Genomic DNA, 13,755 nt, shown 5'->3' on the forward strand with positions numbered 1-13,755 from the left:
CAGGTGGGCGGGTTTCCCCGGCACGGCCGGTCCTGTACCGGTCCGGAGCGAAGAGCAGTGAGCGGGCACGAGCAGCGGTGGCACGTCGAGGAGCGTCGAGCGGGGGTGCGGGCGCCCGCAAGCGGTCCGACCGCAAGGCCGGGAACAAGGCCGGCAACCGGACCGAGGGCAAGACCGAGGACAGGGGCGAACGCGGTGCCGGGCGCGCCGGGCGCGGGGCGGAGCCCCTCGCCGAACCGGTGGACGGCTCCCTCGCCGAGCTGGTCCCCGACCGGGAGCGGCCACGCGCCTGGACGCTGACGCTGGACGGCGCCCCGCAGTCCCATGTGGATCTCGACGACCCCACGTTCCTGTCCTTCGAGTACCAGCGCAGGATCGGCCACATCGCCGATCTCGTCGCACCCCCCGGACAGCCCCTGCATGTGGTGCACCTGGGCGGCGGGGCCTTCACGCTCGCCCGCTACATCGCCGCGACCCGGCCCCGTTCCACCCAGCAGATCGTCGAGGTGGACGCCGCGCTCGTCCAACTGGTCCGCCGGGAGCTGCCGTTGGACCCGCAGGCCAGGATCCGGGTCAGGGCCACCGACGCCCGCGCAGGGCTCGGGAAGATCCAGGACGGCTGGGCGGATCTCGTCATCGCCGATGTCTTCAGCGGGGCCCGTACCCCCGCACACCTCACCAGCGCCGAGTTCCTCGCCGAGGTCCGCCGGGTCCTGAAGCCCGGCGGGAGCTATGTCGCCAACCTCGCGGACGGGCCGCCGCTGACCCATCTGCGCGCCCAGATCGCCACCGCGGCCACGGTCTTCCCCGAACTGGCGCTCGCCGCCGACCCGACCGTGTGGCGAGGCCGCCGCTTCGGCAACGCCGTGCTGCTCGCCTCGGACCTGCCGCTGAAGGTCGCGGAGCTGACCCGCCGGGTCGCGACCGATCCGCATCCCGGACGCGTCGAACACGGGCGGGCCCTCGCCGACTTCACCGGCGGTGCGGCGCCGGTGAGCGACGCGGACGCCAAGCCGTCCCCGGCGCCGCCCCCCTCGGCCTTCGGGTAGGCGCTGACGACCGGTCAGACGATCTCGACCTGTGGTGGATGGTCGTTCCAGGTGCAGAAGACCGACACCGTCGTACCGCCGTCCCGGCCGAAACCCACCCGGATCCAGGTCGAGTTCGTCCGGACCCGCACCGACCAGTCCGGTGCCGGGGGTGCCGAGACCGGTTTCGCCGAGTGCCCGCCGAGCCCGAAGACCACCCGGCCGCCCTCCGTCGTACAACTCCTCACCGTGCCCGCGCCCGTATCCCCGCCCGGAACGGGCGGGTGACGGGCGGCCCGTGCGGGCGCGGGGCGGCTGCCGGAGCGGGGAGACGGAAGGCTTCGGGGTGGCGCGGGCGGTGGCATCGCCGACCCGGTGGCGGCCCTCGCCCGCGGCGGCGGCAGCGGGCGGGGCGGGGCGAGGGGCACGAAGGGCGCGGTGGGGTCGACCGGGCTCGGTCTCGACATCGTCCGCGCATCCCGGCCGCCCCCCACAACCGGCCGGGATGCGCGCCCCTATGCGGTGCGGCCGTGCGTCCCCTCCGCCCGGTTCACCGCCGACAGCACCGCCAGGATCGAGGCCGTGAGGACGGAGGTGTCCTGGCCCGCTCCCCAGCACACCTCTCCGCCCACCCGGCACTCCGCGTACGCCATCGCCGGGCTGCCCTGCCCCGGACCCGTCGCGTGCTCCGTGAAGTCGAGGATGTCCACCTCGATGCCGGCGGCGGCCAGCGCACGGGTGAACGCCGACACCGGACCATTGCCCATGCCCTCGTAGTCGCCCTCCCGCTCGTCCACCCGCAGCGTGCAGATGAACCGGTGCTCACCGGCCGGGTTCCGGTCCGTGGACCAGGAGGTCAGGGCCACGCTCCCGTCCCGTCCGGGTGCCAGGTACGCCGTGTCGAACAGCTCCCACAGATCCTTCGGCGTGGCCTCCAGACCGCTGTCGTCGGTCGCGGCCTGCACCGTGCGGGAGAAGTCCGCGCGCAGCCGGGCCGGCAGATCCACCCCGTAGTTGCTCCGCAGCAGATGGGCGATGCCCCCCTTCCCGGACTGGCTGTTGACCCGGATGACCGCCTCGTACGTACGCCCCACGTCCGCCGGGTCGATCGGCAGATACGGTACCGACCACAGCTCGGAGCCACTGCTCGCGTGGTGGGCGAAGCCCTTGCTGATGGCGTCCTGGTGGGTGCCGGAGAACGCCGTGTACACGAGATCGCCGCCGTAGGGGTGGCGGGGCGGCACCGGCAGCCGGTTGCAGTACTCGACCGTGCGGCGGATCTCGTCGATGTCGGAGAAGTCGATCATCGGGTCGACGCCCTGGGCGTGCAGATTGAGGGCCAGATTGACCAGGTCGACGTTGCCGGTGCGCTCCCCGTTGCCGAACAGGCAGCCCTCCACCCGCTGCGCGCCCGCCAGGACGGCGAGTTCGGCGCACGCGGTGCCGGTGCCGCGGTCGTTGTGCGGATGGACGGAGAGGATCACCGAGTCCCGCCGCTCCAGATGACGGTGCATGTACTCGATCTGGTCCGCGTACACGTTCGGCGTCGCGATCTCCACCGTGGCGGGCAGGTTGTGGATGACCGGCCGCTCCGGGGAGGCGTCCCACAGCTCGGTGAGGCTGTTGCAGATCTCCAGGATGAAGTCCGGCTCGGTGAGGACGAACACCTCGGGGGAGAACTCGAACCGGATGTCCGTCCCGGGCCGCGCCCGCGCCAGCCGCTCCATCCGCCGCGCGGACTCCAGCACCGTGCCGTGCACCTCGGCCCGGCTGCGGCCGAGCACCACGTCGCGCCAGACGGGGGCGGTCGGGATGTACAGATGGACGACCGCGCGGTCCATCCCCTCGATGGACTCGAAGGTCCGCTCGATCAGATCCTGCTTGGCCGGGGTGAAGACGACCACGGTCACGTCGTCCGGCACGGCGCCGCTTCCGGCCAGGTGCCGGACGAAGTCGAAGTCGGTGCGGCTCGCGGAGGGATAGCCGATCTCGATCTCCTTGAACCCCATCGCGACGAGCAGATCGAACATCCGGCGCTTGCGCGGCGTGTCCATGGGCTCGGCCAGCGCCTGGTTGCCGTCGCGCAGATCCACCGGCACCCAGAGCGGGGCATGCTCGATACGGGCCTGCGGCCAGGTACGGCCGGTCAGCGGGACCTCGACGCGGTCGAACGCGGAGCGATAGCGGTGGGAGGGCATGGAGCTCGCCCGCTGCGGATTCCAGCGGGGGGCGTCGGCGGGCACGGGCCCGCGCGGGGTGCAGATGGTGGGGAAGCCGTGCATCGGTGACTGACGGTCGGACATGAGGACGGTCTCTTCTCGCATCGCCGGACGCGACCGGCGCAGCACGGCACCCCGCGGCGGGGTGCCGGTCGCTTCAGGCCCCGCCGCGGCAGCCGAGAAGAAGGAGACCGCTGTGCGTCATGGCCGGTAGAGTAGCCACACAACAAGTCCTCAGACAACCTGACAGGTGAACCCCGTGTCCTCGCTCGGTCCGCTCCGCCCCAGCCCCCTGGTCGAACAGGCCACGAACCATCTGCGCGAGCAGATCACCGAGGGGCACTGGCCGGTCGGCACGAAGATCCCCGGCGAGACGACCCTGGCCAAGACGCTCGGCGTGGGCCGCTCCACGGTCCGCGAGGCGGTACGCACCCTGGCCACGCTCGGACTGCTCCAGTCCCGCCAGGGCGCGGGCGTCTTCGTCATCGCCGACCGGGCGACGGAGGACTGGCCGACCCGGCTGCGCCGGGCCGCGGTCACCGATGTGTACGAGGTGCGCATGCTGATCGAGGTCCAGGCCGCCCGGTTGGCCGCCCGGCGCCGTACGGACGAGGACCTGATCGGCCTCGACGCGGCGCTCGCCGCACGGCGGGCGGCGGGGGCCGGGGGAGACGCGGAGTTCGTGGACGCGGACATCGCACTGCACCGGGCCGTGGTGGCCGCGGCCCACAATCCCGTACTCACCGATCTCTTCGGCGAGTTCGCGCCCGCGCTGCGGCAGGGGCTCATCGACCTCGTGGAGCTGTTCGGCCTGCGCCGCGAGGATCCGGACCACGGCGACGCCACCCATGACGCGCTGGTACGGGCCGTGGTCGCCGGGGACGCGGAGTCGGCGGGGCGGGCCGCGCAGGCCGAACTCGAATCCACGCTGGCCCGACTGCGGGCGGCGTAGGGCGGGCCGACTCCACGGGGACGGGTCGACTCCACGGGGGCGCGGGAGACCGGCTTCGGAGGGAAAAGGCGGACCCGCCCCCGACGACCCCGCCGTGTGGCACCCCGTTCACCTTCCGGTGGGCGGGACGGTGTGAAGCGGGGATGACGAGGGCCGCTCCCGGCGGCGGGCGGAAATGCGGCGCGGCGGGTGCGGTCCCGGGCGGCCGGCGTGGTGGACCTTCCCCGCCGGTCCTCTGGCCTGCGTGTTCTCCGGGCAGTGCGAAATCCCGGGCGGCGTATGCGGGTTGTGGCAAGACCTCGGCCGGACACGGTCCCGTGACTTGCCGGACACGCTCGGGCAACGGAAGCGTCTTCAACTCTTGACACCCACCCCTTCAAGGCAGGAACCTTCCGACATCGACGCATGGGAGCGCTCCCACATCGGACGGTCCGCCCGCCCGAACGGCACTGCCGTGCCCTCCCCCTTGAACCGCGCGGTACCCGCACTCACCGGCGACCCCGCCGCGCAGTCAGAACGCCAGCCCCACCCCGGAACGTCCCACCCGGAACAAGGAGTAGTGGAATGCGCATCACCCGCACCGTCGCCGGCCGGAGCCGCAGAGCCGCGGTTCTGGCCACCACGGGCCTGACGGTCCCGGCCCTGTTGCTGACCGGCTGCAGCAGCGACTCGGACTCGTCGGGCAGCACGGGCCCCGACGCGAACGGGAACATCACGCTGACCGTCGCCGACTTCGGGCAGTTCGGCTACAAGGAGGCCGGACTCTTCGCCAAGTACCACGAACTGCACCCGAACATCACGATCAAGGAAGACGTCACCGCCGACGAGAAGATCTACTACCCCAAGCTGCTCCAGCAGCTGAACTCGGGCAGCGGTCTCGCCGACGTCCAGGGCATCGAGGTCGGCCGGATCAAGGAGATCGCCGACACCAAGGCGGACTCCTTCGTCGACCTCGGCAAGGTGATCGACGTCGACGACTGGGTCTCCTGGAAGGCCAAGCAGGCCACCGCGCCCAGTGGCGCGGTGATCGGCGCGGGCACCGACATCGGTCCGATGTCCCTCTGCTACAACACCGACCTGTTCAGGAAGGCCGGTCTGCCGACCGGCCGCGCGGAGGTCGCCAAGAAGGTCGAGGGCGGCTGGGAGGACTACATCAAGCTCGGTGAGGAGTACAAGAAGAAGGCCCCGGCGGGGACGTACTTCATGGACTCCGCGAGCGCCATGTTCAACGCGGTCGTGAGCTCCAACGCCAAGCAGTACTACGACGAGAGCGGCAAGCCGATCTACAAGGAGAGCCCCAGCGTCCAGCAGGGCTGGGACCTGGCCGCCGAGGTCGCGTCCAAGAAGCTCTCCCAGGGCCTCGCCCAGTTCGACACCAACACCTGGGTCCCCGCGCTACGCAAGGGCACCATCGCCACCGTCGCCTGCCCCGCCTGGATGGCCGGTCAGATCTCTGCCAACGCCGGTGAGGGCAACAAGGGCAAGTGGGACATCACCACCGCGCCCGGTGCGACCGCCGCCAACTGGGGCGGCTCCTTCCTCACCGTGCCCAGGTCGGGCAAGAACGTCGAGGAGGCCGGCAAGCTCGTGAAGTGGCTGACCGCGCCCGAGCAGCAGGCGGCCGTGTTCAAGGCGATCGGTGTCTTCCCGTCCAACAAGGGCGCGTACGAACTGCCGGACGTGAAGAACGCGAAGCTCCCGTACTTCAACGACGCCCCGATCGGACAGATCTACGCCGATGAGGCCAAGTCCATCCCCGAGGCGGTGCTCGGCCCGAAGGACGGTGTCATCAAGGACACCATCTCGACCCAGATCACCAACATGGAGCAGCGCGGCACCAGCCCCGACAAGGCATGGAAGGCCGCGACCGACGCGATCGACAAGGCGATCGGCTGACCGCCGCCGGTGCGGGCGGCCCCGGAAGCCGCCGGCACCGGCCCGCCCGCCCCTCCCCGTACCCGCGCGAACCACCCAGCCCCAGCACCAGCCCGCACCAGCCCCGGCCCGCGCCCCGCCAGGGCGCCCCGTCACCCAGGGAAGGACTCCCGCCCGTGGCCACCTCGACTCCCACCCGGGACGCATACGCCCCGCCACCCGGCGGATCCCCGCACGCGTCGGCCCGAACCGGCCGGCGGACCTGGCGGAGCCGGCTGTGGCGGTTCGACGACAAGGCATCGCCGTACGCCTACATAGCCCCGTTCTTCCTCGTCTTCGGTGCGTTCGGCCTCTATCCGCTGCTCTACACCGGATGGATCGCCCTGCACCGGGTGGAGATGACCGGTCTGAACCAGATGGAGTGGGTCGGCTGGGACAACTTCGACAAGATCCTGCACGACGCGGAGTTCTGGACGGCCGTCACCAACACCTTCCTGATCGGCGTCATGTCGACGGTCCCGCAGCTGCTCGTCGCACTGGGCCTGGCCCACCTGCTGAACTACCGGCTCCGCGCCAGCACCTTCTGGCGGACGGTCGTCCTCACCCCGTACGCCACCTCGGTGGCCTCCGCGGCCCTCGTCTTCGCCCTGGTCTTCCGGGCCGACGGCGGACTGCTGAACTGGGTACTGCACTTCGCCGGGCTCGGCGACACCAACTGGGCCAACGGACACTGGACTTCGAAGATCGCGATCTCCGTCATCGTCATCTGGCGCTGGACCGGCTACAACGCCCTGATCTATCTGGCCGCCATGCAGGCCGTGCCGGCCGATCTGTACGAGGCGGCGTCGCTGGACGGCGCATCGCGCTGGCAGCAGTTCCGCAAGGTGACCATCCCCTCGCTGCGGCCCACGATCCTCTTCACGATCGTCATCTCGACCATCGGCTCCATGCAGCTGTTCGGCGAGCCGCTGCTGCTGGAGGGCGGCCGGCTCGGAGCCACCGGCGGCAATGAGAATCAGTACGAGACGCTCAGCGTCTACCTCTACAACTACGGCTGGAATCTCGGGCACCTCGGTCCGGCCGCCGCAGTGGCCTGGGCGATGCTCGCCCTCCTGCTGATCATCGCCGCGGTCAACCGGCTCATCGGCCGCTTCGTACGCACATCCGCGGTCTGACCGGGAGCGAATTCCATGACCATGACCAGTACCGTCAAAGCCCCGGAACCCACGGTCCCGCCCGCCCGCCGACGGGACACGCGGCGCCCGAGCCGGTTCAGGCCGGGCGCGGGCAAGCAGTTGCAGGGCGGCCCGTTCGCCTACATCGCCCTGGCCGTCGTCGGCATCGGCTCGCTGCTGCCGCTCTACTGGACGCTGGTGGCCGCGTCCCACACCCAGGACGAAGTGCTCGCCACCACACCGCCGTTCCTGCCGGGCGGTCGGCTGCTGCACAACCTCGACGCGGCCTGGAACCAGGCACACCTCGGCAAGGCGATCGTCAACAGCTTCCTCGTCGCCGGCTGCATCACGGCGGCGACGCTCTTCTTCTGCACCCTGGCCGGCTACGCCTTCGCCAAGATGCGCTTCCGGGGCCGCGGCGCGCTGATGACCGGCGTCATCGCCACGCTCACGATCCCGCCGCAGCTCAGTGTCGTCCCGCTGTTCATGATGATGTCCGACATCGGCTGGGGCGGGCAGCTGGAGTCGGTGATCTTCCCGACCCTGGTGAGCGCCTTCGGGGTGTTCTTCATACGGCAGTACCTGAGCGAGGCGCTGCCCTACGAGCTCGTCGAGGCCGCCAAGATCGACGGCGCGAACAACTTCCGCATCGTGCGCAGCGTGGTCCTGCCGGTAGCCCGCCCCGCCATGATGGTGCTGGGGATGCTCACCTTCGTGCAGGCGTGGAACGACTTCTTCTGGCCCTACCTCGCCCTCAACCAGCAGAACCCCACGCTCCAGGTGGCCCTCGGCCAGCTGAGCGCCTCGTACACCCCGGACCAGAGCATCGTGATGGCCGGTGCGCTGATCAGCACGCTGCCACTGCTCGTGGTGTTCGTGATCTTCGGCAAGCGGATCGTCGGCGGGATCATGTCCGGCGCCGTCAAGGGCTGACACCGCGTCATCCGCCTTCTCCTGCCTGTCCCTGCCCGTCCACCCCTGGGAGCGCTCCCGCATGACTGCCGTACGACCCGACACCGCCCCGAAGGCCGCACCCGAGGCAGCGGAATTCCCGACCGGTTTCGTCTGGGGGGCGGCCACCGCCGCCTACCAGGTCGAGGGCGCCGCGGCCGAGGACGGCCGCACCCCTTCCATCTGGGACACCTTCAGCCGCACGCCGGGCAAGGTCCGCAACGGCGACACCGGAGACATCGCCGCCGACCACTACCACCGCTACCGCGACGACGTGGCGCTGATGAAGCGGCTCGGCCTGACGGCCTACCGCTTCTCCGTCTCCTGGTCCCGGGTGCAGCCCACCGGCCGCGGCCCCGCCGTCGAACGCGGCCTGGACTTCTACCGCAGGCTCGTCGACGAGCTCCTCGAAGCGGGCATCGCGCCCGTCGCCACCCTGTACCACTGGGACCTGCCCCAGGAACTGGAGGACGCGGGCGGCTGGCCCCAGCGGGTGACCGCCGAACGCTTCGCCGACTACGCCGACATCATGGCCGGAGCCCTCGGCGACCGCGTCAGCACCTGGACCACCCTCAACGAACCGTGGTGCTCGGCCTTCCTCGGCTACGGCTCCGGCGTGCACGCCCCCGGCCGCACCGAGCCCGCCGCCGCGCTGCGCGCCGCCCACCATCTCAACCTCGCCCATGGCCGGGCGACCGGGGTCCTGCGCGACCGCCTCCCCGCCACCGCGCAGATCTCGGTCACCCTCAACCTCCACCACGTCCGCCCGCTGACCGGCAGCGCGGCCGACGCGGACGCCGCACGCCGGATCGACGCGGTGGGCAACCGGATCTTCACCGGTCCGATGCTGCGCGGCGCGTACCCGGAGGACCTGCTCGCCGACACCGGGCACCTGGTGGACTGGCCGGGGCTGGTCCGGGACGGCGACCTGGCCACCATCTCCGGCCCGGTCGACGTCCTGGGCGTCAACTACTACACGCCGACACTGGTCTCCACGCCCGCCGACGGCTCCGGCGACTCGCGCGACGACGGGCACGGCAACAGCGACCACTCCCCGTGGCCCGGCTCCGAACACGTCGCCTTCCACCTCGCCGAGGGCAGGAAGCGCACCGCGATGAACTGGGCGATCGACCCGGACGGGCTGTACGAGCTGCTCGCCGACGTCTCCCGGGACCACCCCGGCCTGCCGCTGATGGTCACCGAGAACGGCGCCGCCTTCGACGACGCCCTCTCGCCCGAGGGGCTGGTGGAGGACCCCGAGCGGATCGAGTACCTGCACGGCCACCTCGACGCCGTGCGGCGGGCCGCGGCCGACGGGGTGGACGTCCGGGGCTACTTCCTCTGGTCCCTGATGGACAACTTCGAGTGGGCGTACGGGTACTCCAAGCGCTTCGGTGCCGTCTACGTCGACTACGACACCCAGCGCCGCATCCCCAAGGCGAGCGCCCACTGGTACGCCGACGTCATCCGCCGCCACGCGCTGCCCCCGGCTCCCGCCCCGTCCCCGGCCACCGGCCTCGGCTGAGTCCGCACCCCCGTCCCGCCTCCCGGGGACCCGGCCGCGGGAGGCCGGGCCCCCGTCGTTCCCCCCACGCTTGGTTTGCCCATCCGGCTGTGAGAAATTGACCGCGAACGGGAGGCAGCCATGACGGCAGCGCGAGTACGGAGCGGTGGCCGGCCCACGCTCGAAGAGGTCGCGGCACGGGCAGGGGTGGGGCGCGGCACGGCCTCGCGGGTCATCAACGGCTCACCACGGGTCAGCGCGCACACCCGCGAGGCGGTGGAGGCGGCCGTCGCCGAGCTGGGCTACGTACCGAATCGCGCGGCCCGCGCGCTCGCCGGGAACCGCACGGACGCCATCGCCCTGGTGGTGCCCGAGCCGGAGACCCGCTTCTTCGCCGAGCCGTACTTCTCCGACATCGTCCGCGGTGTCGGAGCGGCGCTCGCCGACACCGACATGCAACTGCTGCTCACCCTCGTCGGCAACGACCGCGAGCGCCGCCGGCTGGCCCAGTACCTGACCGCGCACCGCGTGGACGGCGTGCTGCTGGTCTCCGTCCACGCCGACGACCCGCTGCCGGACCTGCTGGAGCAGCTCGGCATGCCGGCCGTGATGAGCGGCCGCAGATGGGCCTCCGAAACGCTCGCCTCGGTCGACTCCGACAACTTCGGGGGCGCCGGCGCCGCGGTCGGCCATCTCGTCTCCCGGGGGCGCCGCGCCATCGCCACGATCACCGGACCCCGGGACGTCTACGGAGCGCAGCGCCGTCTCGACGGCTACCGCGAGGCGATGTCCGGGGCCGGTCTCGAACCGGACGAGCGGCTGATCGCCCCGGCCGACTTCACCGAGGAGGGCGGTGCGCGGGCCATGCGCGAGCTGCTCGCCCGCCGCCCCGACGTCGACGCGGTCTTCGCGGCCTCCGACGTCATGGCTGCGGGCGCCCGCCAGGTGCTGCGCGAGGCCGGCCGGCGCATCCCGGATGACGTGGCCCTCATCGGCTTCGACGACTCGGCGGTGGCCCGCCACATGGACCCGGCCCTCACCAGCGTGCGCCAGCCGATCGAGGAGATGGGCCGCACGATGGCCCGCGTACTGCTCAAGGAGATCGCGAGCGAGAACCAGGAGCGCCCGCAGATCGTGCTCCCCACCGAACTGGTCGTCCGCGACTCCTCGTGACGACCGTCACACGGCCGCCCGCTGAGAGGGGCTCAGACACGAGAAGGGCCCCGGTCCGAAGACCGAGGCCCTTCCCTTCAGGGTGAGTAACGGGACTCGAACCCGCGACATCCTGGACCACAACCAGGTGCTCTACCATCTGAGCTATACCCACCATGTCCGGTCTTTTTCTGACCGGCCGAGAAAAAGTGTACAGGGTCCGAGAGGGTGCTCGCTCCCCAGTTGTTCAGCCGCTGATCCCGGCCCCCGAAAGGGCCATGACCAGCGGCTTCACAAGGTCCTACGGCGCGGGCGGCGCGACGCGTGTCGCGATGGCCTTCGCGCGCTCCGAGTCCGGACCGGGCTGCGGCACGAAGACCGCCTCGCGGTAGTAGCGCAGCTCCGTGATGGAGTCACGGATGTCCGCGAGCGCCCGGTGGTTTCCGTTCTTGGCCGGGCTGTTGAAGTACGCCCTCGGGTACCAGCGGCGCGCCAGCTCCTTGATCGAGGAGACATCGACGATCCGGTAGTGGAGGTAGCCCTCCAGGGCCGCCATGTCCCGCGCCAGGAAACCGCGGTCGGTGGAGACCGAGTTCCCGCAGAGCGGGGCCTTGCCGGGCTCCTTCACATGCTCGCGGACGTAGTTCAGCACCTGGGCCTCGGCGTCAGCCAGGGTGGTGCCCCCGGCCAGCTCGTCGAGGAGGCCCGAGGCGGTGTGCATCTGCCGCACCACCTCGGGCATGGTCTCCAGGGCCGCGTCCGGCGGGCGGATCACGATGTCCACCCCTTCGCCGAGCACGTTCAGCTCCGAGTCGGTGACCAGTGCGGCCACCTCGATGAGTGCGTCTTCCGTCAACGAGAGCCCGGTCATCTCGCAGTCGATCCACACCATGCGATCGTTCATGGCCCCACCCTACGGGGCGCTCCGCTGCCCCGGCAGGGTCGGGCGCCCGGTCGTGTACGCGTCGGGGCCGGGTTTCCCCTGCTCCGGCTGGACCGTACCGGCCGACGGCGTCGCGACGGCATGCGGGCCCGGCGAGGTGGCCGTGGCCGCGGCACGCCGGATCGCCGCGTTGCCCTGAGCGGGTACGACCGGCTCGGTCGCCGTGGCCACCGGCTCCGCGCCACCGCCCTGCGGACGACGGGCCCGGTAGGCGGCCCGGTACGCGGCGGGGGAGGAGCCCAGCTGACGCCGGAAGTGTCCGCGCAGCGCGACCGGCGAGCGGAAGCCGCAGCGGCCCGCCACCTCGTCGACCGAGTACTCGGACGTCTCCAGCAGCCGCTGCGCCTGCAGCACCCGCTGGGTGATCAGCCACTGGAGCGGTGCGCTGCCGGTGAGCGAACGGAACCTGCGGTCGAAGGTCCGCCTGCTCATGTAGGCGCGCGCGGCCAGCGTCTCCACGTCGAACTGCTCGTGGAGATGCTCCAGTGCCCAGGCCACGACCTCGGCGAGCGGGTCGGAGCCGATCTCCTCGGGTAAAGACCTGTCGAGGTAGCGCTCCTGGCCGCCACTGCGCCGCGACGGCACGACGAGCCGGCGGGCCAGTGCCCCGGCGGCCTCCGTGCCGTGGTCCGTGCGGACTATGTGCAGACAGAGATCGATCCCGGCTGCTGTCCCCGCGGAGGTGAGCACATCGCCGTCGTCGACGAACAGCTCACGCGGATCGACGTGGACCGACGGATAGCGCTTGGCCAGCGTCGGTGCGTACATCCAGTGTGTGGTCGCCGGACGGCCGTCCAGCAGACCGGCGGCGGCGAGCACGAACGCGCCCGTGCACAGCCCGACGATGCGGGCGCCCTCCTCGTGGGCGCGGCGCAGCGCCTCCAGCGCCTCGGCGGGCGGCGGCGAGGTGATCGAACGCCAGGCGGGCACCACGACGGTGCCGGCCCTGCTGATCGCCTCCAGCCCGTAGGGCGCGGTGAGTTCGAGTCCCCCGGTGGTCCGCAGCGGTCCTTCTTCCCCGCCGCAGACGAGGAGTCGGTAGCGCGGAACTCCCGCGTCCTGGCGGTCGATTCCGAACACGGAGAGCGGGATCGAACTCTCGAAGATGGGGCCGCCGCTGAACAGCAGCACGGCGACGACTTCTCGTCGTCGACGGCCACTGAGCTTCCGTACAGCCTCCGTTGCGGCGGCGGAGTCCTGGCTCATGACGCTAAGCCCCCCTCGGTGTTCGCGTCTCCCTGGTCCTTACGGGCCTGTCGCACCTGCACTTTTCCCCTCGGTCCTGCACGAGTTCCCCAGACTTCGATACCCAAGATCGAATCTACTGCGTCCCGTGGTGCCGGCGTGACAAGTTCACCAACCGGCGTTATGTCGACAAGGCCACTTGGCGGGAAGCATTCGATCACGAAGCGTTTCATCCGAAAGCCGTGCAGGGAAGTGCGTCTGGCGTTCATGGCCCGTCCCCGTTGGGTGGAAGCGTACCGCGCGGTCTCTTCCTGCCTGGTGGCAAGGGGGTTGATCGGCCAATTCGGCAAGGAATGGGCACGGGTATGAAGTTGGCTGAAAATAGACGGTTGTGCATACGTGATTCAGTCATTGAACCGGCGCACAACCCGGGTGATCAACCGCTTCTTTGCGCCCCCTGGGCAGGTCGGACGGCTGATCGTACGGAATCGAGCGGTGGCAACCGGCATCGACCGGATTCCGCCCGCCGGGCCGGTGTCGGTTCCCGGCCGGGCCGGTCGCCGGGAGCGGGGCGGACGGGCCGGAGCGGGTGCGGTGGGACGCCCGGGGCGGGATGCCGGCCCCGGCGGTCGGCAGTGGGGCGGTGATCCGTTCCGGGGTCGCTCCGGGGGCGCGGGGGCCGTGCCCGGGTCCGGGGGATGACGGATCCGGATCCGTCCGGTCACCGAGGGCAGCCGTCCCGGCCCGGCGGCGTCGGTGTACAGCACAAGC

Annotated in this window: 11 protein-coding genes and 1 tRNA gene; 8 read left to right on the plus strand and 4 right to left on the minus strand. The window is 71.1% G+C overall.

The annotated features are described in order from the left end of the window. Positions 1-77 precede the first annotated feature (77 nt). Both ACFV8T_RS03695 and ACFV8T_RS03700 read left to right on the plus strand, forming a co-directional pair. A complete protein-coding gene (locus tag ACFV8T_RS03695; protein WP_385324102.1) occupies positions 78-1,049 on the plus strand; it encodes a spermidine synthase in 972 nt (323 codons plus the stop codon). A 51-nt stretch (positions 1,050-1,100) separates the two neighbouring features. Next, a complete protein-coding gene (locus ACFV8T_RS03700; RefSeq protein ID WP_385324104.1) occupies positions 1,101-1,316 on the plus strand; it encodes a hypothetical protein in 216 nt (71 codons plus the stop codon). Positions 1,317-1,543: 227 nt separating this feature from the next. On the opposite strand, the gene leuA is transcribed toward ACFV8T_RS03700, so the two are convergent. Continuing rightward, positions 1,544-3,352, minus strand: coding sequence for a 2-isopropylmalate synthase (gene leuA, locus ACFV8T_RS03705; protein WP_385324105.1), 1,809 nt, complete (start codon positions 3,350-3,352; stop codon positions 1,544-1,546). Between the two features lie 145 nt (positions 3,353-3,497). Here leuA and ACFV8T_RS03710 point away from each other — a divergent pair, with 145 nt between their 5' ends. The 6 genes from ACFV8T_RS03710 to ACFV8T_RS03735 all read left to right on the plus strand — a co-directional run bounded on the left by ACFV8T_RS03710 (position 3,498) and on the right by ACFV8T_RS03735 (position 10,877). Continuing rightward, positions 3,498-4,199 (plus strand): FadR/GntR family transcriptional regulator, encoded by a 702-nt coding sequence (locus ACFV8T_RS03710; RefSeq protein ID WP_385324108.1) that lies wholly within the window; start codon positions 3,498-3,500, stop codon positions 4,197-4,199. Positions 4,200-4,763: 564 nt separating this feature from the next. Beyond that, positions 4,764-6,095 (plus strand): extracellular solute-binding protein, encoded by a 1,332-nt coding sequence (locus ACFV8T_RS03715; protein WP_385324111.1) that lies wholly within the window; start codon positions 4,764-4,766, stop codon positions 6,093-6,095. A 155-nt stretch (positions 6,096-6,250) separates the two neighbouring features. Beyond that, positions 6,251-7,249: a carbohydrate ABC transporter permease gene (locus tag ACFV8T_RS03720; protein WP_385324114.1), complete on the plus strand. Its 999-nt coding sequence runs from the start codon at positions 6,251-6,253 to the stop codon at positions 7,247-7,249. A 15-nt stretch (positions 7,250-7,264) separates the two neighbouring features. Beyond that, entirely contained in the window at positions 7,265-8,182 is a 918-nt protein-coding gene (locus tag ACFV8T_RS03725) for a carbohydrate ABC transporter permease (RefSeq protein ID WP_385324116.1), read from the plus strand. Between the two features lie 61 nt (positions 8,183-8,243). Beyond that, a complete protein-coding gene (locus ACFV8T_RS03730; RefSeq protein ID WP_385324119.1) occupies positions 8,244-9,725 on the plus strand; it encodes a GH1 family beta-glucosidase in 1,482 nt (493 codons plus the stop codon). 120 nt (positions 9,726-9,845) lie between these two features. Beyond that, on the plus strand, positions 9,846-10,877 hold the full coding sequence (locus ACFV8T_RS03735; protein WP_385324122.1) for a LacI family DNA-binding transcriptional regulator: 1,032 nt from the start codon (positions 9,846-9,848) through the stop codon (positions 10,875-10,877). An 81-nt stretch (positions 10,878-10,958) separates the two neighbouring features. On the opposite strand, the gene ACFV8T_RS03740 is transcribed toward ACFV8T_RS03735, so the two are convergent. The 3 genes from ACFV8T_RS03740 to ACFV8T_RS03750 all read right to left on the minus strand — a co-directional run bounded on the left by ACFV8T_RS03740 (position 10,959) and on the right by ACFV8T_RS03750 (position 13,005). Then, positions 10,959-11,031 (minus strand) — tRNA-His (locus tag ACFV8T_RS03740). Between the two features lie 126 nt (positions 11,032-11,157). Then, a complete protein-coding gene (gene orn, locus ACFV8T_RS03745) occupies positions 11,158-11,760 on the minus strand; it encodes an oligoribonuclease (RefSeq protein ID WP_266418877.1) in 603 nt (200 codons plus the stop codon). 9 nt (positions 11,761-11,769) lie between these two features. Beyond that, the gene (locus ACFV8T_RS03750; RefSeq protein ID WP_385324124.1) at positions 11,770-13,005 is read right to left on the minus strand and encodes a helix-turn-helix domain-containing protein; all 1,236 of its coding nucleotides are present in this window, start codon (positions 13,003-13,005) and stop codon (positions 11,770-11,772) included. Positions 13,006-13,755 lie beyond the last annotated feature (750 nt).

Source organism: Streptomyces sp. NPDC059832 (genome assembly GCF_042731715.1).
Lineage (GTDB): Bacteria > Actinomycetota > Actinomycetes > Streptomycetales > Streptomycetaceae > Streptomyces.

Bases quoted from the DNA above. Each gene is read 5' to 3' on its own strand.
- leuA (WP_385324105.1), bottom strand. From the start codon at position 3,352: ATGCGAGAAGAGACCGTCCTCATGTCCGACCGTCAGTCACCGATGCAC.
- ACFV8T_RS03715 (WP_385324111.1), top strand. From the start codon at position 4,764: ATGCGCATCACCCGCACCGTCGCCGGCCGGAGCCGCAGAGCCGCGGTT.
- ACFV8T_RS03725 (WP_385324116.1), top strand. From the start codon at position 7,265: ATGACCATGACCAGTACCGTCAAAGCCCCGGAACCCACGGTCCCGCCC.
- ACFV8T_RS03730 (WP_385324119.1), top strand. From the start codon at position 8,244: ATGACTGCCGTACGACCCGACACCGCCCCGAAGGCCGCACCCGAGGCA.
- ACFV8T_RS03735 (WP_385324122.1), top strand. From the start codon at position 9,846: ATGACGGCAGCGCGAGTACGGAGCGGTGGCCGGCCCACGCTCGAAGAG.
- orn (WP_266418877.1), bottom strand. From the start codon at position 11,760: ATGAACGATCGCATGGTGTGGATCGACTGCGAGATGACCGGGCTCTCG.
- ACFV8T_RS03750 (WP_385324124.1), bottom strand. From the start codon at position 13,005: ATGAGCCAGGACTCCGCCGCCGCAACGGAGGCTGTACGGAAGCTCAGT.